This is a genomic window from Bacillus sp. JJ1773 (assembly GCF_036962035.1).
Classification (GTDB): Bacteria; Bacillota; Bacilli; order Bacillales; family Cytobacillaceae; genus Cytobacillus.
Genome location: NZ_JBALNX010000065.1, coordinates 225 through 24,819 on the forward strand (window position 1 = coordinate 225; position 24,595 = coordinate 24,819).

Annotated in this window: 20 protein-coding genes and 1 pseudogene; 1 reads left to right on the forward strand and 20 read right to left on the reverse strand. The window is 37.2% G+C overall.

Translation table 11 applies throughout. The annotated features are described in order from the left end of the window. Positions 1-1,174: pseudogene (locus V7127_RS19085) on the reverse strand (NupC/NupG family nucleoside CNT transporter); the annotation flags it as partial. Between the two features lie 369 nt (positions 1,175-1,543). Here V7127_RS19085 and V7127_RS19090 point away from each other — a divergent pair. Next, a complete protein-coding gene (locus V7127_RS19090; protein ID WP_335354639.1) occupies positions 1,544-3,268 on the forward strand; it encodes an alpha/beta hydrolase family protein in 1,725 nt (574 codons plus the stop codon). Positions 3,269-3,518: 250 nt separating this feature from the next. Here V7127_RS19090 and V7127_RS19095 read toward each other — a convergent pair whose 3' ends face one another. The 19 genes from V7127_RS19095 to V7127_RS19185 form a co-directional block, all read right to left on the reverse strand. Continuing rightward, positions 3,519-4,139: a CPBP family intramembrane glutamic endopeptidase gene (locus V7127_RS19095; protein WP_335488626.1), complete on the reverse strand. Its 621-nt coding sequence runs from the start codon at positions 4,137-4,139 to the stop codon at positions 3,519-3,521. A 96-nt stretch (positions 4,140-4,235) separates the two neighbouring features. Next, positions 4,236-4,847 (reverse strand): TetR/AcrR family transcriptional regulator, encoded by a 612-nt coding sequence (locus V7127_RS19100; RefSeq protein ID WP_335488630.1) that lies wholly within the window; start codon positions 4,845-4,847, stop codon positions 4,236-4,238. A 402-nt stretch (positions 4,848-5,249) separates the two neighbouring features. Then, on the reverse strand, positions 5,250-5,933 hold the full coding sequence (locus tag V7127_RS19105) for a hypothetical protein (RefSeq protein ID WP_335348254.1): 684 nt from the start codon (positions 5,931-5,933) through the stop codon (positions 5,250-5,252). Continuing rightward, positions 5,930-6,826, reverse strand: coding sequence for an ABC transporter ATP-binding protein (locus V7127_RS19110; protein ID WP_335354515.1), 897 nt, complete (start codon positions 6,824-6,826; stop codon positions 5,930-5,932). Before V7127_RS19110 ends, V7127_RS19105 begins: the two co-directional genes overlap by 4 nt. Beyond that, complete coding sequence (locus V7127_RS19115; protein WP_335348256.1) at positions 6,810-7,193, reverse strand: GntR family transcriptional regulator; 384 nt, start codon at positions 7,191-7,193, stop codon at positions 6,810-6,812. Before V7127_RS19115 ends, V7127_RS19110 begins: the two co-directional genes overlap by 17 nt. Positions 7,194-7,372: 179 nt before the next feature. Continuing rightward, positions 7,373-9,091 (reverse strand): sulfate adenylyltransferase, encoded by a 1,719-nt coding sequence (locus tag V7127_RS19120; protein WP_335343745.1) that lies wholly within the window; start codon positions 9,089-9,091, stop codon positions 7,373-7,375. An 86-nt stretch (positions 9,092-9,177) separates the two neighbouring features. Next, positions 9,178-10,713: a solute symporter family protein gene (locus tag V7127_RS19125; RefSeq protein ID WP_335343743.1), complete on the reverse strand. Its 1,536-nt coding sequence runs from the start codon at positions 10,711-10,713 to the stop codon at positions 9,178-9,180. Positions 10,714-10,726: 13 nt separating this feature from the next. Further along, on the reverse strand, positions 10,727-11,050 hold the full coding sequence (locus V7127_RS19130) for a DUF485 domain-containing protein (protein ID WP_335343744.1): 324 nt from the start codon (positions 11,048-11,050) through the stop codon (positions 10,727-10,729). A gap of 146 nt (positions 11,051-11,196) precedes the next feature. Further along, positions 11,197-11,949 (reverse strand): LytR/AlgR family response regulator transcription factor, encoded by a 753-nt coding sequence (locus V7127_RS19135; protein ID WP_335343742.1) that lies wholly within the window; start codon positions 11,947-11,949, stop codon positions 11,197-11,199. Continuing rightward, positions 11,946-13,715, reverse strand: coding sequence for a LytS/YhcK type 5TM receptor domain-containing protein (locus V7127_RS19140; RefSeq protein WP_335488633.1), 1,770 nt, complete (start codon positions 13,713-13,715; stop codon positions 11,946-11,948). Before V7127_RS19140 ends, V7127_RS19135 begins: the two co-directional genes overlap by 4 nt. Beyond that, on the reverse strand, positions 13,703-15,256 hold the full coding sequence (locus tag V7127_RS19145; protein WP_335343740.1) for a solute symporter family protein: 1,554 nt from the start codon (positions 15,254-15,256) through the stop codon (positions 13,703-13,705). Before V7127_RS19145 ends, V7127_RS19140 begins: the two co-directional genes overlap by 13 nt. Next, a complete protein-coding gene (locus tag V7127_RS19150) occupies positions 15,253-15,528 on the reverse strand; it encodes a DUF485 domain-containing protein (RefSeq protein ID WP_335488636.1) in 276 nt (91 codons plus the stop codon). Before V7127_RS19150 ends, V7127_RS19145 begins: the two co-directional genes overlap by 4 nt. 291 nt (positions 15,529-15,819) lie before the next feature. Then, positions 15,820-18,867: a metallophosphoesterase family protein gene (locus V7127_RS19155; RefSeq protein WP_335488639.1), complete on the reverse strand. Its 3,048-nt coding sequence runs from the start codon at positions 18,865-18,867 to the stop codon at positions 15,820-15,822. A 460-nt stretch (positions 18,868-19,327) separates the two neighbouring features. Beyond that, a complete protein-coding gene (locus V7127_RS19160) occupies positions 19,328-19,549 on the reverse strand; it encodes a hypothetical protein (RefSeq protein ID WP_335488642.1) in 222 nt (73 codons plus the stop codon). A 130-nt stretch (positions 19,550-19,679) separates the two neighbouring features. After that, positions 19,680-19,952 (reverse strand): phage major capsid protein, encoded by a 273-nt coding sequence (locus V7127_RS19165; RefSeq protein WP_335488645.1) that lies wholly within the window; start codon positions 19,950-19,952, stop codon positions 19,680-19,682. Positions 19,953-20,076: 124 nt separating this feature from the next. Beyond that, positions 20,077-21,261, reverse strand: a complete 1,185-nt coding sequence (locus V7127_RS19170) for a M24 family metallopeptidase (RefSeq protein WP_335488648.1) — start codon at positions 21,259-21,261, stop codon at positions 20,077-20,079. Positions 21,262-21,277: 16 nt separating this feature from the next. Next, a complete protein-coding gene (locus V7127_RS19175) occupies positions 21,278-22,267 on the reverse strand; it encodes an ABC transporter ATP-binding protein (protein WP_335343734.1) in 990 nt (329 codons plus the stop codon). Beyond that, on the reverse strand, positions 22,242-23,252 hold the full coding sequence (locus tag V7127_RS19180; RefSeq protein ID WP_335488651.1) for an ABC transporter ATP-binding protein: 1,011 nt from the start codon (positions 23,250-23,252) through the stop codon (positions 22,242-22,244). Before V7127_RS19180 ends, V7127_RS19175 begins: the two co-directional genes overlap by 26 nt. Positions 23,253-23,266: 14 nt before the next feature. Further along, complete coding sequence (locus V7127_RS19185) at positions 23,267-24,586, reverse strand: aspartate aminotransferase family protein (protein WP_335488653.1); 1,320 nt, start codon at positions 24,584-24,586, stop codon at positions 23,267-23,269. Between the last annotated feature and the right edge of the window lie 9 nt (positions 24,587-24,595).

The window sequence follows — 24,595 nt, forward strand, 5'->3', positions numbered from 1 at the left end:
TAATGATGCTTACAATTACTGCTGATAAAACACTAACTAATGTTGCTCCAAACAATAGCTTCAACCCAAACCGGGCAACTATGTTTCCTTTCTGTTCGTTTAAACTTTTTACAGCTCCTGAAATGATTCCAATAGAGGAAAAGTTTGCAAATGAGACAAGGAATACTGAGATAATTCCTAGTGTTCGAGGGGTAAAGCTTTCCTGCATTTTAGCTAAATCCATCATAGCTACAAATTCATTTGTCACAAGCTTTGTCGCCATAATACCGCCTGCTTGAACAGCCTCATATAATGGAACCCCCATAATTAATGCAAAAGGTGCAAAGATATATCCCATGATCTCCTGGAACGAAATACCGAAAATTAATTCAAAAACGCCATTAATTCCAGCAATTAATGCAACAAAACCAATTAACATGGCAGCAACTATAATCGCTACTTTAAACCCATCAATTATATATTCACCTATCATTTCAAAAAAGCTTTGTTTTTCCTCTTGAATAATAAGTATATCTTCGTTGGATTCCACAGTATACGGATTAATTACGGATGCAATAATAAATCCTCCAAATAAGTTCAGTGCCAATGCGGTAACCACATATTTTGGTTCAATCATCGTCATATAAGCTCCAACTATGGACATTGAAACCGTTGACATGGCTGATGCACACAATGTATATAAGCGATTGGCCGGCAGTTGGCCAAGTTGCTTTTTAACCGTAATAAATACTTCTGATTGACCAACCATTGCTGATGCAACGGCATTATACGACTCTAACCTTCCCATACCATTTACCTTACTTAACAAGAACCCAATTCCTTTCATAATAAAAGGAAGTATTTTTAAATATTGGAGAATACCAATTAATACCGAAATAAATACGATTGGAAGCAGAACATTTAGAAAAAATGGCATTTCACCTTCGTTTGCAAGGCCTCCAAAAACAAATGATATTCCACTGTTCGCATAAAATAATAATTTATTAAAGACGTCTGAAAACACTTTAATTAATACAAATCCAAATTTCGTATTTAACAATAATCCCGCTAATAAAAGTTGGATAACAATCATCATAATAATTGGTTTGATCTTAATATCTTTCCGATTATTACTTGCTAAATAAGCTAGTCCCAAAACAACAAGCAGTCCAAACAAAGCTATAACGTATTTCATAATTCCTCCAATGGTGTCGTTATTTCTAGAAGTTTAATTTGTACAAACCACAAGGGTTTATTTTAACATTTTTTTTAAGGATTAAAAAATAAAAAATAATTCTTAATTATTTTTCTCGAGAGAAAAGTTTCAAATTTCGGATCCCATACTTTTCTATACTATTTTCATCCTCCCCATTATTAAACTGGCTTATTCTTGCTGAAAAAGATTCACCTATGACCAAGACGAAGAAAACAATCCTTTGAAGGCTGTAAAGGATTTCAAAGAAGCCATCGCAGGTGTTACCAATCTAATATTTTTTTTAAAATGTGAACTTTCTGCTCTTTCATTCGTATTATTAATAGAATTAAAAATAGAGGAGGAATTTCATTGGGTAATAAGATTATGATTTCGCTTGGAAAGCTAGCACTCGCCGGTTCAATTGGTTTATCAGGAATTGCAGGCGGACTTTTGTCCGAACATCAGGTCTCAGCAGCGGAAAACATTAACGAAGTCAATTTTGAAAAAAAGGCAAAGGAATATGCTGATCTTTTTAAAACTACGGATTGGGAAAAAGCATACGGCCACTTAAGTAACAGCCTTCAAGCAAAAGTAGCAAAGGAACAGCTGCCAACCCTTATTGCAGGCCTAACAGAAGCACAATTTGGAAAAACAAAAGAAATCACGTTAAAAGATATCAAAAAGAATGGAGTGCACACGAATGCCGCTTTCACAGTGACAGCTGATCAAGGTGTGTACGAGCTTGTTTTGCGATTAAACGATGCTGGGCAGATTGACGACATGCTTTTCAATACATACGCTGTACCAGGGCAATATCTTAATCCTTCCTACAATCATCCAGAAAATTATACTGAAAAGCAGGTAGTTTTTGGAGATGGAGAATTCACCATTCCGGGAGTTTTGACAGTGCCAAAAGGAGAAGGTCCATTTCCTGTTGTCGTCCTTGTTCATGGTTCTGGGGCACATGATATGGATGAAACGTTTGCTTCATTAAAGCCATTTCGTGATATGGCTGTAGGACTCGTGAATGAAGGTGTAGCTGTCCTGCGTTATGACAAAAGAACATACTCCCATGCGATTAAAAGCTATTTAACACCGAAGTTTACTATCAAGGATGAAACAGTACTTGATGCTAATTTAGCTGTAGAAAAATTAAAGGCTATGCCAGAAATTGATGCTGAAAATATCTTTGTATTTGGCCACAGCCAGGGAGCTTTTGCCCTTCCAATGATTATCGATAATGACAAGAACAAAGATATTAAAGGGGTTATTGGAGCAGCCGGCCCTTCTGGGAAATTCCATGAACTCATGATCTGGCAGGTTGAGCAGCAATTACAGAGGGCAAAGGATATGAACGTACCTGCTGAGCAGGTAAAAGCTGCTGAAGCCAGCGTGGCTTTCTTCAAGGAACAATTTTCTTTATTGGATGACCCCCAATATTCAGCTGACAATTTACCGGCTAATTTCCAGTTTACGCCATCTTACTGGTGGTTTGATCTTCGTGATTTCGTTCCAGCCGAGCTTGCGAAAAAACAATCAGTTCCTACCTTACTTCTTCAAGGAGGAAAGGATATTCAAGTACCTTCTTCAGAATTAGATGCTTGGAAAAAAGCGCTAAAAGACCGTGACAACGTAGATTACAAACTCTATCCTGATATGTTCCACATGCTTGTTAACTTTAAGGGCCAAATAGACGGAATGACAGAATACATGACACAAGGTAATGTTCCACAGGAATTCATTTCGGATATTGCCCAATGGGTGAAAACAGGTGAAATTAAAGAAGTGATAAGTAAGCCACAGGAGCCAAGCAGTCCTGCGAAAATGGTGTATTGGGACAGCTTATTAATGAAAAAAGGACAAATTGGGAAAGTCACTATTACAAAACCAATTAACCTCTGGAAGCGCGAAGGCGATAAGCTTGTCTTTGAAAGGATCCTTAAGCCAGGCGAGCAATACCGCGTCTACCGTCAAGACGATAAATTCGGCGGCCAATATGGGCTCGGCGGCGGTTACTATGTGACGAATATGAAGGGATATGTAGATTATAGGACACCTTCAAAGGCGAAATTGAAAGAATTGAATGAGGGTTAATGTTAAATTAAAAGGGGTAGTCAAGAAAGTACCTAAATAAGTTAAGCAGCTGGCAAAAATAGCTCGTATTTGTCAGCTGCTTTTTTTGAATAAATATACCTTTCCATAACAAAAACCAAAACGTCAGTCCTCTGCACAGCTTACCCCACGTACGGTTGTGGAGTATGTTACAGCTAATGCAAAAATTGTAAATGAAAGATACATTTGCAGGGTATACATGGAAAATTCCTTGCTTTAGTAGAAATAAGATTTATGACATCCCGGGAGGAATATACAAATTTAAAAATACAAATACAGATAAATTTCCTACATCAACAAGCATATGGGAATAAACACTCCACCTTAAACTACTCGTTCTATAACGGATGAGTGACCAGATGATTCCCATTACAACTAAGCTAATATACATTTGATAAGGACGATTCGCTATAGAAAAGACTCCCCACATAAATGGATGACTTAATACAAATAATAGAGTTGAATACATAATAGTTACCCGTCTAGGGAAACTCTCCCCTGCATCCAGCAATAATCCTCTCCAATAGCCTTCCTCAAACCATGGATTGATAAGGGCAAATAAAAGCAAAAACAGTGTTATATGCGGATACTCTAACAGTAAATTTACATTTGGAAGTAAAATGCCAACAGCAGGGAAAATTCCAATCAATAGCCCGAACAATAGCCATTTTTTTATAAAGACTGGTTTTTTCAGCCAATCCTTATATACTTCTGCCGGTACGAACAATAATTTCATTAATCCGGTTAAACCCCAATAGGAAGCTGCCGTTATCATCCAGCAATAATCAGGAATATACTGATAACTTATGGTTGCAATCCAATGGACGATGAAAATAATGAATATGGGTGACAATAAAACTACTGTTCTATTTCTTTTACTATTTAACGTAAATATAGCAATCACCCTATTGAAGATATTTTACTTCTTGAAATTGCCTAAAAGAATGAATTAGGATATATTCAATAACTTTTCAACTCTTTGCAGCAAACTATCAATTTGTTTATTAGCATCCATTTTCTCTGCGCCAAATGCCAAACTGTGGACTAAAATTCCGTCCATACTGGACATAATGATTTTTACAACCTCTTCTGCTGGAATAGAAAGCTGAAATTCACCGTGTTCTATCCCTGCATGGAGCAAATTTGAAAATAACTGAACAGTTTTATCGTATCGATTCAAAAAAAACTCTTTTGCCCTTGGTTCTCTCCAGCTTGATATCCAAAATTCATAAATAGCTGGATAAATACTTTCATCAATTGTAGGAAAAATTAATTTATTACTTTCTAAAAAATTTCTAAGCTTTTCGAATGCGGACTGATCTTTCAAGTTAGTGAGTGATAAAGAATCATCCAGTTGTTCATCCAGATAATTCAGTAGGGCTTCGAATATTTCAATCTTATCTTTGAAATATAAATAAATCCATCCCCGGCTCATCCCTGCTTCTTCAACAATATCCTTGAGTGTGGCTTTTTCATATCCTTTTCGTTTAAACACCTCCATTGAGGCCATTAATATCTGTTGTATCCTTTGCTCCTTATGTTCTTCGCTTACTTTCGGCATAACCTGCTGCACCTCCATTAAATAAATGAACCTCGTGTCATTAATTTTAATTATAAATGACAAGAGGTTCATTTTACAATACCTATTTTGGAATTTTTTGTTTATTTCTATTAGTCCTACTTGTATCTGCTGAATCGGCTCTAAATCGATCACCGCACGAGTAATAGTAATACTGTCATGTTAAAAATTAAGCTAAAAAAAACAAACAAGAAACGCCTCTCTACAACTTGTAGAAAGACGTTGAAATTACTTAAGTTCTCGTCTGAAGACGGTAAACAGGAAATAAATATTTTTGTACTATACAACATGAACAATATCTCTGCACACTATTTTAATGATATGATCATATTTTTTAATGATTGACGAGTCTTTATTACTTGAATGCAGTAGATTCCCAAACAATTAGACTGTTGCTCTTTTCAATAACACATATGATAACGTCATATATAATATTGTTGGAAGAATGAGCCAATAAGCAATTTGAACAGCAGTAAACTTTACGAACCAATGAAAAATATCCATCCAAACACCATAATAAGTTGCTAACAGGGCAGCAACACTTGAAATCAATAATACGGAAATTATCGCAATTACGAGGCCTTTTCCACCAAAGCGACGTGCTGTACTGGATATTAGCAATCCGTTAAAAAATATATTTATTAACAGGATAATATATATTATCAATTGTTCCAAAAGTGTCCCATCATTCAAATAGGGAAAGTGAAAGAAATGGAGCAGACCTCCCCACCCATTTGTTGCATTTTCAATGGCTGACAGAAATACTAACATGATTCCATACAATGTATTGACAGCGACACCCATTACTACAGTACCAAGAAAATAATCTGTTCTTCTTATTGACATTCCGATTGCATAAGGAAATGTTTGCGCAACAACCATGATTCCCGCGACTAGCATATAGAAAAAAATGTATGAAACCCCGCCAGTATACATTTTATCCTCACTTGAAATAAACAGACTGATGATAAAATTTAACAGGAATACTGAAAAGAGAATAATATTTGGTATTAAAAACCATCCCCATTTATCTCTTGAATACATTATTAGAACACCTTTAATATTCATTGGACAATCGCTCCTTCACGAGTAGATTTTCCTTTTGTCAAATGGACTACTAACTGTTGTAAGGACACTGGAGAAATTTCTAGTCCACTAGCTTCTGCTTGATGTCGATCCATATTGTTCTTATTTTGAATAACTGTTGCAGAGAGCAATCCGCCAAAAGGCTCCCGATGGATGACCTCCTTATTTTTCACAAATGCTTCCACTTTTGCTGCTTGACCAGTTACCGTATAGGCAAGACCACGTAAATTTTCTGCCTCTTTATTAATGATTAATCGACCTTTGTCAATGACTAAAATATGTTCAAGTAAATTACTTACCTCATCAATTAAATGAGTTGATAATATGACAGTACGTGGATATTCTGCGTAATCTTCCATCAACTTGTCATAAAATAAACCTCTTGAAACTGCATCAAGTCCTAAATATGGTTCATCGAAAATCGTTATCGGCGCTCTGCTAGCAAGGCCGATGACAACCCCAACCGCTGAGTGCATTCCCCTTGATAGTTTTTTGGGCTTTCTTTTTAAAGGGAGATTAAAATCATTAACTAAGGAGTAGGCAAAATCCTCATCCCAATTTGGAAATAGTGACTTTGAAACTTTTAATATATCATTTACAGTGAAATTATCCGGATACTTTTGACTTTCTTTGATAAAACAAATTTGACTTAATACTCTCCTGTTTTCCACAGGATTTTCGCCATGTACTTTTATTTCACCACTCGTAGGAAACTCTTGAGCAGTCAATAATTTCATTAGAGTTGTTTTCCCAGCACCGTTTCTTCCAAGTAATCCGTAAATTTTATTTTCCTCAATCATAAAATTTATATCTTCAAGCGCCTTAAATTCCCCGTATGATTTATCAAGTTGTTTAACCTCAACGATTCTTTTCATCACTATTCATCCCCTTTCCAACCATATCCGTCAATTGATCAGACGTAATCCCTAACTTCTTTGCTTCATGGATCATCGTGATGATATACTGCTCAAAAAACTGTTCCTTCCGTTTATTTATGATCTTTTCACGTGCTCCCTCTGCAACAAACATCCCAATCCCCCGCTTTTTATATAAAATACCTTCATCCACCAATAAATTAACACCTTTCGCTGCAGTTGCAGGATTAATTTTGTAAAATGCGGCAAATTGATTTGTCGATGGAATCTGTGTTTCTTCCGCCATTCCTCCTTCAATGATGTCATCCTCAATCCGTTCCAAAATTTGCAGAAATATAGGCCGACCATCGTCAATTAATTGTTTCATATCCTCACCACCACATTGGTTAGTTACTTATGTGATTAACCATATAACAAATAAAGTGTAGAGTCAATAGGTGTTTTTATAAAAGTTTGAACTTTGTAAAAGATGTTAAAACCATAAAAAATGACCCCTCCATTATTGGAAAGGTCATTCATAAATCCGAACCATATTATTCTAACAATCTATTCCTCATCACTACCCCTATACCGTCTATATGGAAGCGGATTCCATGTTCGATATTCGAGATCCGCTTTACGCAAAGCTGCAGGAATATCTTCTAATAACCTGTTCGCTACCTCTAGTTCGCGCTCTGCTTCTGATTTATCCTGATACAAAAATTCATCAGATGCTTTTTCCATTGCTCTTTCCACTTTTTCTTTCAAGTTTTCTACAACCATTTCTTGTTGACGATAAATTGATTCTCTAGCTTCCGAAACCCACTCCGGCTGCACGGAACGAAGTTGATCCGTTACATGACTGAATTCTTCATAAATCTCCTTATACACACGGTCCGCATTTTCGCGTGTATCCTTAATGGCTGCTTCTAAATCTTCTATCGTTAGTTCATCCACCACTAAAGGGCGCTTGCGTTTGGAACCGCCAATTCCCTTAGAATGTAGATAATAAGGAAAAATAGACTTTATCGTTTTTCCAACAGGTGCAATTGCAAGCCCTTCCTCATCGACACCTTTAGGCTGCACACCTTGCATGGCAATACGGGCAGATTCTGGTCTTACAATTTCCTTCGGCGGTAAAACGCCATACCGCAGCAGTTCACGGATACCCGTTCCAGAAATATTAATTCGATAGCGCTCATCGTGAGGACATGTTTGTTCTGTTGCCGGGTTATCACAGCGCGTGCAATAAAACACCTCATGAAATAACCGAATATCAATTCCTAGCTCCTCTTTCGTAAACTTATCAAAAATCGTGTGACTTGCATATTTATCATAATAATCACCAACACCCGCATGGTCTCGGCCAATTAAAGCATGGGTACAGCCGTAATTTTTCATAATGAGTGCATGGAGAACTGCTTCACGAGGACCAGCAAAAATGTAGGTCACACGCAATGGCGAAAGAATGGTCCTCTCCTTTGGATAATACGTATCAAGCACAGCTTGATAGGATAACATACGGTATTCATGTCTTGTATATTCACGCTTTGCCATCTCAACTAACGGCTGAACAAATAATCCATCCAGTTCCTCAAGTGCATTGCGATGAATATATTCGTGACCGCGATGCAAAGGATTTGCACCTGTAATAAAGCCAGCAACCGATTTAAATTTTTTCTCCTCATAAAAGAGTTTCCATGTATCTTTCGGTTCGATTCGTATTTTTTCAAATGGCCCCCAATGGACTCGGCGAAGTAACTGAATCGGCCCAGCTAATGCAGTATCACCCATCCTTCGATAGATAGAATCGACACCAGGATGACTGCGGTCAGTCGTACCAAATAGCTGCTGAGCGCGGAAGTTTCGGTCATAATCGAAAATATCTTCTAACTTTAATATAGCTACAGGTTCCTTCGATTCATCAACTAATGCGACCTCATCTCCAACCGATAGAGATTGAATCACATGCTTATTTCTGTCGCCAACAGGTGCGAAGCTTAGCGGCACAGGCCAAACAAGTCCATTTGATAGGCGCCCTTCTATTAATACTGATTTATAGTCCGCTTCATTCATAAACCCTTCATTTGGAGATAGTACACCTGTAGCAATCATTTCAAGCGTTATGACAGCCTCTAAATCAACCATTATAAATGGAAGCAGATTTGCCCGCTCCATTGCTCTATCTCGTTCTTCTCCAGTTAAAACGCGGTTAACTAATTTCCCCCCATGTGGCAGTTGTGGATATTTTGTTACTTTTTCTTCAAAACTAGTCTCTTTGTTCATTACCAATCTATCTCATCCCCCTAAATTATCTGCTTTTCCTGCTTTACTGACTCCCCATGTCAATAAAGCGATTTTCAAATGCACATTTATTCCGCACTTTTATAACCTGTATGCGCCCGGACAGAGACTTCAGCATACCTTTTATAATCATTTTCTTTCGAAAAAATAGTTCCGAGATAACCACCGAGAAAGCCTAATGGCACACTAACAAGTGCAGGATTATCGAATGGGAAGATTGGGTTTCCTACAAATAGAGCGGCCCCTTCAACTGGTGAGAATACGCTAGGACTAATCGATACGAGAATTAATGCTGAGATCAACCCGGAAAAAACTCCCCAAACTGCACCCGAAGTATTAAAGCGCTTCCAATATACTGTGTATAAAATTACTGGCAAATTTGCACTTGCAGCGATACAAAATGCTAAAGAAACTAAGAAGGCTACGTTTAAGTATTGTGCACCTAATGATAATAATATGGATATAACAGACACACCTAATGCTGCATAGCGTGCAGCTAGCATTTGCTCTTTCTCTGTTATCTTTCCTTTTTTAATAATTTGGCCGTAAATATCATGTGCAAATGCAGATGCTCCTGATAATACGAGGCCAGCAACTACCGCTAAGATTGTCGCAAATGCAACCGCTGAAATGAATGCAAATAAGATATTCCCGCCAATTGCCTGAGCTAGTAGCGGTGCAGCCATGTTTCCGCCAGGATTTGCTGCGAGAATCTCACTTTCCCCGACATAAATTGCAGCCCCAAAGCCAAGGAATAATGTTAAAATATAAAAAATCCCAATCGTCCAAGTTGCTGTAATAACCGAGCTTCTGGCAGTTTTCGCATCTTTTACCGTGAAAAAGCGCATCAAAATGTGTGGAAGACCAGCTGTTCCGAGAACTAAGGCAAGCATTAATGAAAGCGTTCCTAGAGGATTATTATATTTGAGTCCCGGATTTAAATAGGCTTCGCCATGACTAGTTGCCGATTTTACTTCAGTAAACATGGCCCCTATATTAAAGTTAAATTTCATTAGTACTAAGAAGGAGATGATGATCATCCCTGCCATCAGAAGGACAGCCTTTGTAATCTGTACCCAACTCGTTGCGATCATTCCACCAAATAGAACGTAAATCGTCATCATAACCCCAACAATTAACACTGCTATCCAATAAGGGATATCGAATAAAAGCTGTATAAGTGCACCTGCACCAACAAGCTGTGCAATCATGTAGAAAAGAACAATGGTAATCGTACTAAGAGCAGCAGCCCCTCTTACTTTTTTCGCATCAAAGCGAGAATTAATCATATCGGCTAATGTATATTTACCGAGGTTACGCAATGGCTCTGCAACTAACAATAATACAACTAAATAAGCAATCAAAAATCCGATACTATAGAAAAATCCGTCAAACCCTTTTAAAGCAATCATCCCTGCAATACCAAGGAAGGATGCCGCCGATAAATAATCTCCAGCTATCGCTAATCCATTCTGCCATCCCGTTAATCCCCCACCCGCCGTATAAAAATCTCCGGTAGATTTTGTTTGTTTTGCTGCAATATAAGTAATAACTAATGTAAGAATAACGATTGCGAGAAAAAGAACAACTACAATCGGATCCATCTACCATTCCCCCTTATCTTATCTGCTCATTAATGATTTGTTCGGCTTCTTTATCAAAGGAAGCTGCTTTTTTTACATAAATTGAACTTATCACCCAAACCATCACAAACTGTGAAACCGCAAAAATCCAAGTCCAAGAAATATCTCCAATTGCTGGGGTGTTTAAAAATGTTGTGTAAGAGGTGAAAATTGGCAATAAAAAGTAAAAAATCATAAAAAATATAGTCATCGGTACTAAAAATTTATTCTTTTTGCTCAAAAATTGTTTAAACTGTGAACTGCTTGTAACCTTTACATAATCTACACTTTTCTCAGTAATTAATTCCCTTTGAGCCAAAATCAACCATCTCCTTCCTTCTATTTATAGACAATTATATATTTTTTAAATATTCTATAAATTGAAATTGGATGAACGGTTGAAAACACAGGGTGAATGGTTATGTATGACTGGTGAATGGTTGTAAACCTGTCGTATTGAACAACTTATCCTTTAAAGATATCAAAAATGGATTTACTTGCAGAACGACTTACAGGGATTTTTGTTCGATTTTTATCTTTTAGAGTTAAATTGCTTGTTCCGTTAAACCATGGGGTTATTTCTAAAACGTGATTTAGATTTACTAAGTAACTGCGATGTGCTCGAAAAAATAAATGACCTGCCAACTGGTCCTCTAAATCTTGTAAAGTCATCCGACTCATAATAACCTTATCCTCAGTATGAATCTCTAAAAGTCGTTTATTTGGTACGGCGTAGTAAATAGAATCAGGTGAGACTACAACCATCCGTTCTCCGTCATCAATTAACATCTTTGATACAATAGTTTGTACCTTTTTTTCCGTTTCTTCACTACTATTCTTTCGGTTCATTATACTTTTGCGTATTCGGTTCATCGTCCTTCGAAATCTCGTCTCGTCATATGGTTTTAATAAGTAGTCAACCGCTTCTACTTCAAAAGCATCCATTGCATATTCATCATACGCAGTGGTGAACACAAATAAGGGAATAGTGGCTGGCTCCTGTTTCAAAATATATTGGGCTGCCTCGATTCCTGTTAAACCCGGCATCTCTACATCAAGAAAAATAACATCAGGCCGATGTTCAGAATATAACTCAATTAATTGTTCCCCCGTTTCCGCGTGTGGAGTGAGGATAACTCCCTTCTCTTCCTTCAATAAATATAGCAATTCCTTTCTCGCCATCATTTCATCTTCAGCTATCATCGCTCGAATATTCATCCCAACACCTGCTTTTCTTCAAATTGATTTGAAATTGGAATCGAAAACTTCACTTCACTTCCCCCATGGGATAAATTTCGAATATGCAATCTCGCCGAATCTCCTAATAAATGGACTAATCGTTGGTTCACATTATAAATACCTGTCCCACCATTATTATGACTTACTAATGGCTGTAGACTTACAATCGGTAAAATATGTTGAGGAAAACCGCTGCCATTATCCCGAACTAGAACAGCAAGCCTCCCATTCTCTTTTTCTATCAAAATTTCAATCTTTGCACCATCTGTTACATTCTTTAAACCATGTTGAACCGAATTTTCAATCAATGGTTGAATGCTCGATGGCGGAATATAAATATTTGAAAGATCAGCTGGCTTTATAAAATCAATTTGTAATCTTGCTTTAAATCGTTCTTGAATAATAGAAGTATAGGCTTCAGCATGTTCACACTCTTTTTCTAGTTCAACTAATGATTTCGATACTAAGCGTAAATTAAACCTCATATAGCTTGCTAATTGCAGTGTTAGGAGACGAGCTTTCAATGGATTTTCCCGAAACAAACCGGCAATTAATTGAAGGGTATTAAACAAAAAGTGTGGATTGATTTGTGCTTGTAAATTCCTTAACTCTGCATCTCGAATATGTGCCTTTAGTTTTTCCGCCCCAAGCATGTTCAATTGATCTGAAATAAGTTGTCCTAGCCCTTGTGCCATCATCATTTCAACAGGAGAAATATGCTCTGCTTTACGGAAATAGAAAGCAATAAGATACGTTACATTATCATCTTCTATTATAGGAATGAAAATAGCTGCCTCAAGGCTGCAATTTTTATGAGTACACATTAAATCTGATTTCACGTGTGTAACTTGGATCTTTTTCAATTTAATCGACATTTGTGCTGGATGAGCCGTAATTGCATCCCCAAAATGATGATGCTCTTTACCCAATCCTTTATGGGCTAATACCTCCTTTTGATCTGTAATGGAAACAGCAGCAAGTCTAAGGCGACTATATAATAATTTTGCCAAGCCATTCGCAACGTCAATAGGTGAGTCTTTTTTTAAAAATGGAAGTGCCTCTTTAGCGATGGTTAATGCTTGTTTCGATGCTAGCGCTGCCTCATTTTCTTGTTCGCGTAAAACAATTCCGATCATCGCTGTAAAAATGGCAATCGCTGTACTATTCGATAACACGAGTGGTAAGCCAATCGTATTGACAAGTGTAATCATATCTAGTCGATCTGTGTACATAATAAGAAATAATTGCATGTGTAAAATCGGGGGAAAAACCCCAATAAATAGAGCCTTCAGCGGAGAGATAACACGTTCGTTGGAAAAAAATCTTGCTGTTAACCCTGCCAGTAAACCTGAAATAGGGTTGACGAGGGCATTCGCCATTCCCCCAACACCGCCAAGAAACAATAGATGAATCCCAGTAATGACCCCAGCTCCAAAACCAAGTGTCGGACCACCTAATAAACCGGCAATCACAATCGCAACAAGGCTCATGCTAACAATTAAGTGATGATCCTCTACTGGAAAAATAACTAACTGATGACTGATGACTCCATCCTCATGTATGACAATCCCTGTAACCGTACTAGCTATTCCAAATAAGCCAAACACTAATGCATGAACGAGCGACATCTTCACACTATAATTCCGGTAAACCAATGACCTGAATCCAGGGGTCCGTGTCATCACAAATGCAATAATTAGAAGTAGTCCCAAACGTTCGAATAAAATAATCGTTAAGCTTTCCATTTCTTTTCTCCCCTTAAAGAAATGCCGGTCTGCGATTGTATATAAAACTTGTTAAATTCTGTTATTGAATCGGATTGCTTACTTGAAAGAATGGTTCCCAAATATGCACCTAGAAAGCCCATTGGAATTGTTATTATACCTGGATTATATAGAGAAAACACAGCCTCTCCTCTAATCCATCCATCATCTGGATTCATAATGTAAGGACCTAAAACAACGAATAATAAAGAAGCAGCTAGACCAGTAAACATACCCGTAATGGCCCCCACTTGAGTAAAGCGCTTCCAATAAATAGTTAATAAAAGAACCGGGAAAATACTTGATGCGGCAACAATAAATGTCATCGAAACGAGAAAAGTTACATTAATGGTCTCCAAATTTAACGCAAATAAGGTGGAAATCAATCCGATTCCCAATGCCGACCACCGTGCTGCCCTCAATTGCTCCTTTTCTGTTGATTTCCCTTTTTTCAAAATATGATGGAAAATATCATGGGAAAAAGCAGTTGTGGCGGAAATAACAAGCCCTGCAACGACTGCCACAATAGTTGTAAAGGCAATCGCAGAAACAAATGCCAACAAGAAGTCACCACCAACCGCCTTAGCAAGTAATGGTGCAGCTAAATTTCCAGTAGGGTCAAGTACCATTAGCGAATCATATCCTAAGAATGCGACAGTCCCAAGGCCTAAGACGAGTGTCATTAAGTAAAAAATCCCAATAATCCATGTTGCGCTTATTAGTGACCTGCGAACCTCAAATGTATTACTTACCGTAAATAGGCGTATTAAAATATGAGGCAATCCTGCAGTCCCAAGCACTAAAGCAAGTTGCAGCGAAAGGAATTCCAATGGGTTATCAAATAAATTTCCAGGGAGGAAGAAACTCTCTCTTAAAGGCGTACCTGTTTTTACTTCTTCAATTAACTTCGCAACATCCCAATTGAAATGAGAAAAAACGATAAGTGTGAGAAGAAATGTTCCTGACATAAGAAGAACGGTTTTCACAATCTGTACCCAAGAAGTCGCAATCATCCCACCCATAACCACATAGATCGTCATTAATCCCCCAATCACAATGACTGAAATAGAATAATCGATATCTAGCAGTAATCGAAGTAAAAATCCTGAAGCAACAAGTTGAGGAATCATGTATAGTATGGAAATGATAAATGTACAAAATGCCATAATTAAACGCATCTTCTCACTTGGAAATCGGGAACAAATTACGTCTCCAAGGGAATATTTACCTAAACGATGTATAGGTTCAGCAACTAAAAATAATACAACAAGATAAGAAACTAAAAAGCCAATGGAATATAAAAAACCATCATAGCCACGAATTGCAACCATCCCAACTATACCGAGAAAGGAGGCTGCACTAATGAAATCGCCAGCTATAGCCATTCCATTTTGAAAACCTGTTAACGTCCCTGCAGCAATATAAAACCGATTAGTTGTTTTACTTCGCTTGGCTGCCCAATATGTAATAATCAATGTACAAACAATGATATAAATAAGAAATAAAAAATAAGTAGGATTCAAAGCGATTCCTCCCTATCGATACCTTCCATCTGTCGTTCAATGTTTTTAGCTGTTTTATGATAAAACCAACAGAAGAACCATGTCATCGGAATTTGTAAAAATGCATACAACCATGCCCAAGAAATATTAAAAATAAAGCTTGGCCGAGTCATCACATTAGGAATAAAAGTAAGAGATAAAGGAAGCAAAAAATAAAACAGTAATGCAACAGCCAAAGCAGGCGCCATCAACTGCTTTCTCTTACGAATTAAATGCAAAATTCGCTCCTCCATTTATCTTCCTCCTGTTTTCTGAAAAATCAGCAAAATAGTTCAATTCAAATGATACATGAAGGACTTAGGCTTGTAAAGTTGATACTGATACTGAAACTCTATCCGTTTCGGCTTTGATTCCAGAAAACAGTTTTTAACTCAAAATTAGCGAAAACCTTTATCTATTTATCCTTTACCTGATACGGAGACCATTGAGGCTTCGGTAATCGATACAATTTGTTTTGCTATCTTACAATAGAAAAAAACCGCATAATACAAATAATGGAGAGCGTTCCCGCTCTCCATTATTCTTTAGTCTATAAACTTGATATTCTCTGGATTAGCTCCCTTGACATACTCAAATTCAGCAACATTTTCAAATCCTCTAATTTCTGTAACCTTATCTCCCTCAATGATGACTTTTGAAATTTTTGTTCCTTTAAAATCAACAATTGTACCATTATACTTATTTTTAGGTTTAATCGTAACTATTGTGTATGCAAATCCTTCCCCATGGAATTCTGCATATTCACCTGTGAATACAACACCATTTTTGATTTCTGATTTTTCATCAAGTGTGATTGAAACACTTGGATCATGAATCATTAGTTTTCCAGTTTTGTAATTTTTATAATCATATATTTTTTCAGGAACAATAGACTCTTCCTTCGTTTCTTTATTTACTGATGTAATAAATTCCATATCCCAGTAAATATCAGAACTTGTTGGACGGTCCTGATGAACTTCAGCCGCTAATACGTTTGTTCCTTCAACTAAATGAGCTAAATCTGCTGCGTCTAATGTAAATGTTTCATATCTACTTTCATCAGCAACATTTGATCCCGATAAATCTGATAAATACTTGTCATATCCAATTTCGCCTTCTGGTAGATTGTGTCTGCCAATCTCATGTCCGTTCAAGTACAGAATGACACTATCGTCAATCCCGAAGTTAATATGACCAACATCACCAATCTTAGATAAATCTTCTACTTCAAATGTTGTTCTAAAATAGTAAGTTGGAATTTTATTACTTGCATCTGGGCCATAGTTTATTACTGTATTCACTCTACCAAACATTGGGCGATTTTCTGATGCAGAATATCCAAGTGGTGCTACACCGCTCTTCCAGCTACTGTCATCAAAGTCAGGTGCTCTCCATGCTGTACCTTGATCAGATCCATCATCAAGATACTTCCAATTACTCCATTTTTCGAAAATAGTTTGTTCTGCATGCTCAACGATTTGAATGGTTACTTTTTCTGTTTCAAAGGTTTTTCCTTCATTTGTTACTTCAGCCCATACTTGTACTTTTACAGGCTCGGCACCTTCTCCAACTGTTACCTTGCCATCTTGGGAAATAGAAAGTTCACCTTCTGGGCTTGTTTTATACGTAATGGCTTCGAAAGCAATATCATACACGCCACCATCAACATTTTTACCCGTTACATTAAGTGAAACTTCTGGATAGAATGTTGACGGTTCTGTTGGGACCACATTACTAGATGCTACAAGAGAAACTGACTCAAGTGCTGGAAGTACAACTTCAATCGAAGGATCTTTAACGATTTTATAGGAATCTGTTACTTCCATTGTATCTACACGATAAGTCGTAAAAGCTAGACTCGTTGGCGTTACTTCGATATTCGTAAATGTTGGTACTCTTAATTGTGATCTGTCTGCTGAATAAAATTCAGGGTCTTTTAAATTATAATATTTGCTACCACTTGATGAGTTGGCGGTTAAGTACAATGTACCTTCTGGATTAATCACACTGCCATCTTCGGCAATCATTTGGTTCTTCAATGGTTGAAGATTCTTCATTTGATATGTTCTTACGTAAGAATGATCATGTCCCATTAGTACAGCATCAATATTTAATTTATCAAACGTTGGAACAAGGTCTTCTCTTAATTTAATAATGCCTGCTTCTAAAGAATGGCTTGCTGCGCTGTAAATGGAATGGTGGAAAACAACAAATTTCCATTTGAAATCCTGATCTTTTGTCGCTTCAATTGTTTCTTCCATAAACTGAGTATGCTCAGCTGCATTCTTATTATTTGAGTTCAAGTTAATGATAAGCGTATCGCCATATGTAAAATAATAATCTCCACCTGCATTATTTGAATTACCTAGAGCTGGATTTTGATTTGGTGTATTAAAATGATATTCATAGGCTCTTGAGTTATCATGGTTACCAATTGTTGTTGCAGTTGGATATTGTTTCAATTGTTCTGGTGCAAAAAATCCTGCATACTCTTCTTCTGAGTTTGCATCATTTACTTGATCCCCTGCTGATTGAATAAAGCTTGTATTCGGGAATTTTTCAATTGCTTTATTTAACGTGTTTACCCATCCCTCAGTGTCTTTGCCAATATTACCTGAAGAACCGATTTGTGGATCTCCCGTAAATAGGAAATTATATGAATCTGTTTTTTGTGTTTTAAAGCTATACGATTCTGACCATTTTCCATTGCCATCGCCTAAACGATAGACATATTCTGAAGAACCTTCAATATCTGTTATGGTCACTTCATTTGCTTGGTATCCTGAAGATGCTGGTGCTAGTGTTGCTGTAACGGTTTTTGCAGTTTCAGGTTTACCATCTTTGACCTTTGCATACTCAATAACACCCGGTACATCTGTTTGTGGAGAATACCATGAGAAATTGTACTTTGTTTCATCAGCCCCTGGTGCAAAAGAAATATAAGATGCATCATAAACAGTTGGATCTACATAAATTGATTTAAATTCCATATCAAAAAATACATCTGAACTAGAAGGTCTGTCCTGATGAACTTCAACAGCAAGTACGTTCGTACCTTTTACAATATAGGACATTTGTTCATCAGTTAAATTAAATATTTTATCATTAATTTCACTTGCATCATTTAATCCAAAATCCTGAACATAGTCATCGAATTTAATCTCTTCACCTTCTGGAAGATTAAATCTAGCAATCTCTTTTCCATTCAGGTAAATGATAGCACTGTCATCAATGCCAGCTGTGATTACACCTGAAGTACTGATTTTTGATAAATCCTCTACTTCGAATGTCGTTCTAAAATAAGATGTTGCATGCTTGTTTTGCGAATCGCCTCCATAATCAATGATCGTTGCGATGTTACCAAAAGTTCCATGCTTCTCGCTTGCTGGATAGCCTAATGGCGCAGCTCCATTTTTCCATTCGCTATCATTAAAATCATTTTCCTTCCATGCTCTACCTTGGTCGGTTCCATCATCAAGATATTTCCATACACTTCCTCTGTCCAGTAAAAGCTCGTCTGACTGTGCTTCAGCTACTTCCGCCACCGCTGTTCCTACATATGGACTTAAGTTTGAAAGTACCGTTAGTAACACGAGGGAAAATACAAAGAAACAACGCAAAGATTTGTTTTCTTTCAGTACGGATATCACTCTATCAACTCTCCATTCTATTATTTTCCTTCGACACAAATCGATCGAAGTCAAAGCTAGCATACAAGCATATTGTTATTAATCTGTTGACATAATATTAACTTTCTGTAAATTGGATAAATTAGGATAATATACCCTAGTCCTTCGTCTCGCTTTTACATATCCTTCAAATACTAAAGACCTAAAAAACGCTGTAGATTAAATCCACACCGTTTTTCAATAATACTGGTCATCTATGAAATTACTTACTACTATAAAGTATCCTATAAAAATACCGTCGGACTTGCTCACGATAAATAAATGTTTTTATGCATTAGTTTCACTACTTTTACGCAAGAGTTCTTTTGCAAAGTCAACAAGTCGATGTGCTTCTTCGGTCCACAGAAAATTTACATCCAAAGCATCATTGGCCTAGACGGAATCGATCCAGTGCGTCAGCATCCTTGAAAATCTGATACAGCAGTACGGCCCGTTCACTTAAACTAGACGATCTATTAATCTCTGACAAACCAAGCGAATCATCCTGGTCATAGTAAAAGGTAATGTAATAGGTTTGCTCATCATATTGCAAATCGTGCTCACGGCAATAATAATCTACTCTCAAAATTTGTGAAACATTAAGCATAAATATTTATAGCTAATCAGTTACTGTTAATTTAGCCAGTGCCTCTGAGTTAAATACTGCTCCGTCACAATACATGTCATAGACGACCATTTTAGTAACATCCAAAGCATTTTTAGTGTCTGTTACCATTTTACCATTTGGTGACCCGACTCACCTTTGACCATATTCCGTATCCTAGTCCTACGTTTCCAAATACAATTGGATTTGTAGCAGTAAGAGAATTAGTTACGATAACTTTGGCTCCAAAAAGCGTATATGTGAGTTTACCGTTGACAAATCCATTCTGCATATAAAAATGACCGGCTGCATCTTTCAATTTCGAAATTACATTAAATGCTTCTCGTTGCATATAGAATGCAGAACCCGACAGATAATCCGGATGAATTGAATTGTAAATGTCCATTAGTTGAATGATAAATAATTTTAACAATGAATAAGTTTAGATAAAAAATGAGGTAATTTCCCCTATTGGTGGAAACTACCTCCTTCTTAAAAAAATATTGAGTTGTCTTTTGTGGTAGCTAAAATTAGTAACAAATTAAAGACTCTAAACCCCTCGGGTAGTATGTCAACATTTCCATCCCATCTTCAGTTACAAGAACAGTATCAGAATGTCGGAATCCTCCAATCCCTTTAACATATATCCCAGGTTCAACTGTAAATACCATACCAGGTTTCATCATTGTGTGGTCACCCAGATCGAAGAATGGTGATTCATGAAATAATAAACCGATCGCATGGCCAGTGTGATGGCGTGTTAATTCCGTTAAATTATTCTCATGAAAATAGGACTGAACTGCCTCCTCAACATATGAGACTGGCTTTCCTGGCTTAATGTGTTTGAAAGCCACTTCTTGTGCTTCGAACATAAATTGAAAATACTTTTCTTGATCTTTACTTACATCTTGGACAAACATAGTCCTTTCTAATTCACTTTTATATCCCCAGATACTTGCTGAAGACGCAGTCACTAACGTGTCTCCTGATTTTAATATAGCATTCTGTGTAACAGCATGAGGATAGGCGGACATTTCTCCAACTTGTCCCCGAAATAGAGCAAAAGCAGTTTCGCCATGCGGTTTATAGTCTGGTCCTAAAGTTTCAATCATAGATATTGTTGACTCAGTACTTGCTCTACTCGTTATTTCGAGTTCGCTCACCCCTGGCTTAGAGTACTTTTGGAGTAAACGATGTGCTAAGTTTCCCCATCTACAGGACTCATTGATTAATTCTATCTCTTCTTTGGATTTGATGGACCTTAACTCAGGAACAAATTCGATAATGGATTTAAAAACCTTCGCTTGTATTAACTGATCAATAGTCGGACCACGATAGCCCGCGGGTGAGCCATAGCCTATACTATCGACTCCAACTCTTTTCCCTTGAAATCCTGCTGCAATTAATTCCTCTTTAAAATATTCCATCGGATGTTTTATTCCAGGGTATTCAGGATAGGAATGAACAAAATCGATTTGGACTGAAAAATCTTCAGCATGAGCTTCCTCTAAATAGGGCACAAATAAATGGGTTTTTTGATAATGATCAATAAAAAAGGCAATTGGCCGTTCCGTTGGAGAAAAATAAAATCCCGTTAAGTAAAAGATGTCAGTAGGGCTAAAAAGAATAGCACAGTCTAGTTCTTGTTGTTTCAGTTTATTCCAAAACCTCTCTTGCCTTGAAATAATTTCTTTATTTGAAATGGATAATCTCATAGTTACACTCCATTTATTATTGATATAGATGGCAAGCAACAAACCGTCCTGGCTCTATTTTAGTCAGTGCTGGCGTTTCTACTTTACAAATCTCCATGCAATTTGCACATCTTGTATGAAACGCACATCCTTTTGGTGGATTGGCAGGGCTTGGAACATCTCCTTTTAAGATAATTCTTTCCTTCTTTTGGATAGCATTTACTTCTGGTGCAGCAGAAATAAGGGCATTCGTGTAGGGATGAAGTGGATTAGAAAATAAGTGTTCTTTTTTTGCAAGTTCGACAATTTTCCCAAGATACATCACGGCCACACGATCTGAAATATGTTCACAAACGGACAAATCGTGAGTAATGAACATGTAGGTTAATTGATATTGTTCTTGGAGATCTTGCATTAAATTAATAACCTGCGCTTGAACGGATATATCAAGTGCAGAAACGGGTTCATCCGCAATAATTAGTTTTGGATTCAACACTAATGCCCTTGCGATTCCAATTCTTTGGCGCTGTCCGCCACTAAATTCGTGAGGATGGCGTTTTGTGTAGCTAGGGTCTAATCCAACTTTATTCATTAAGTCAAATACTTTTTCTTTCCTTTCTATACTAGATCCGATATTATAAACCTTCATCGGCTCTAACAAGGTTCTTTCAACAGTCCATCTTGGATTAAGAGAAGCGTATGGGTCCTGAAATATCATTTGAATATCTTTTCTAGTTGCTCGCATTTCATTTTTCGAAATGGTTGTTAAATCTTTTCCTTCTAAATTAATTTTACCCTCCGTCACCTCAAGCAACCGGACAATTAATCTAGCCATAGTGGATTTACCACAACCACTTTCACCCACAATTCCAAGTGTTTCTCCTTTCATAACTTGAAAAGAAACATCATCTACTGCTTTGACTGCTCCAACCTGTTTAGAAAAAACTCCCTTTTTAATTGGAAAATACTTTTTTACATTTGATACTTCTAATAAACATTCGTTATTTTGCAGTTTCGATAATGTCATTTGTATCCCTCCGCCACGCTTCTGATGCTAGCCAGCAAGCTGATTCTTGACCACTTTTTACTGTCATTAATGGGGGCATTTGTGTATGACATTCATTCATAACATAAGAACAACGATCAGAAAATCGACATCCCTTGCCCCAATTCACTGGGGCAGGTACTTGCCCTGGGATAAAGTTTAAACGATTTTCTTTCTGCCCCTTATTAGGAAGTGATGCTAATAATCCTTTTGTATAAGGATGGGAAGGGTTGGTTAATACATCCATTACAGATCCCGTTTCAACAATTTTTCCAGCATACATGACAACCAATCGGTCGCAAACCTCTGATACTACTCCTAGATCATGTGTGATAAGAATCATGGACATGCCTTTCTTCTTTTGGAGGTCTTTCATAAGATCAAGTATTTGTGCTTGAATCGTAACGTCCAACGCTGTTGTAGGTTCATCGGCAATAATTAATGTAGGATCACACGCCATAGCTATTGCAATCATAACTCTTTGCCTCATTCCACCTGATAGTTGATGAGGATAGCTATGGTATATTTCATCAGGACGGGGAATTCCAACTAGTTTTAATAAGTCTACTACTTTTTCTTTTCGTTCTTTTTTCTTAAGTTTTTTATGAATTTTTAAGGATTCTCCTATTTGGTCACCAATACTATAGACTGGATTGAGTGATGTCATAGGTTCTTGAAAGATCATACTGATTTGATTGCCGCGTAGTTTTCTCATTTCTTTTTTTGGTAAATCAAGAAGATTGATTCCATTAAAATCAATCTTCTCGCCAGATACTGTTCCAGGTGGTTTAACGAGTCCCATAATAGAGAGTGAGGTAACGCTTTTCCCGCAACCGGATTCACCGACAATCCCTAGTGTCTCCCCTTTCTTTACATGAAACGAAATTCCATCTACTGCGTTGAAGGGAGTTTTTTTAGAAAAAAATGTTGTTTTTAAATTGTTAACTTCTAGGATGTTCGTGCTCACGAATCCCTCCCCCTTTATGAACCCGTTTTTATACCAGTATTTTGCTGCAGACTGACATCCATATAGTCCACTAACTGTTGAATAATTTCATCTGTATGAGCCATTGAAATAGCATGATGAAGCAGGTAGTTAGGAGAACAATACACACCTTTTCCTGCAAGTGTTTCAATAAACTTCGCATAATGTTCCTTTTTGCTTTGGGTTGCACTTCTGTAATCAACGATTTCTTGATCGGTAAAATACCAATGGAAATGTCCGCCTCTTCCTTGCATTCTTGCTTTTATTTGATATTTATCTGCGATATTAGCAAACTCTGTAATTAGTTTTTCCGTTTTAGTTTGGAGCGTCTGGAATACTTTTCTTTCCTCGTAAATCTCCAGAAAGGCCAGTGATGCTGCTAAAGAAAGCTGATGGCCATTATACGTTCCAACAAAAGAGCATGTTCCTTTACCAGGTGTTACCGTTTCAAAAATGGCTGATTTCCCTGCTAAAGCAGCTAGCATATAACCGTTACTAATCGCCTTACCAAATGAGGACAAATCAGGTGTCACTCCATAATACTCTTGAGCACCACCAGGTGAATCTCTAAATCCGGTTAATAACTCATCAAATACAAGAACAATATTTAATTGGTCACATAATTTTCTCAATCCTTGTAAGTATTCTTTTTTGGCTGGAATATAACCGATATCAATCATAGTTGGTTCAATAATTAAAGCGGCAATTCGGTGTTTGTTTTTAGTAAGTAACCGTTCAGCTGTTTCCAGGTCATTATAAGGAAGAACAAGAGTACTCTTTACCACATCCTCAATTAGTCCAGATGCACCTGGAAGTGAATTCGGTTCGGATTTATCTCCCGCCTTTTGCAGATCTGGCCAAGTACTCACGTGGACAGCATCGTGCCAACCGTTATATGCTCCTTCAATGACTGCGATATCGGATTTACCTGTATATGTTCTTGACATTGCCATTGCATGCATAATAGCTTCCGTACCAGTATTGGTGTAACGAATTTTCTCAGCTGTAGGAACGAGAGAAAGGAATTTCTCGGCTGTTTTTATACTTAATTCTGTTTCCACTCCGGTAACAATTCCTGACGTACTGTAATATTGGATTCGTTCATTAAATTCTTGATCATTATGACCAAGAATGATAGAACCATTCCCCATGATGCAATCAATATAGCGATTGCCATCGACATCTGTTAGATATGCTCCTTCACCTTTTTGGTAATAAATAGGGTGTGGATTTCGAAAACGCGAATTCGAATTAACACCACCAGGTATTGACGTTACTGCCCTTTTATATAGCTCTTCTGATTTTGTAAATTGCATTATAGACAC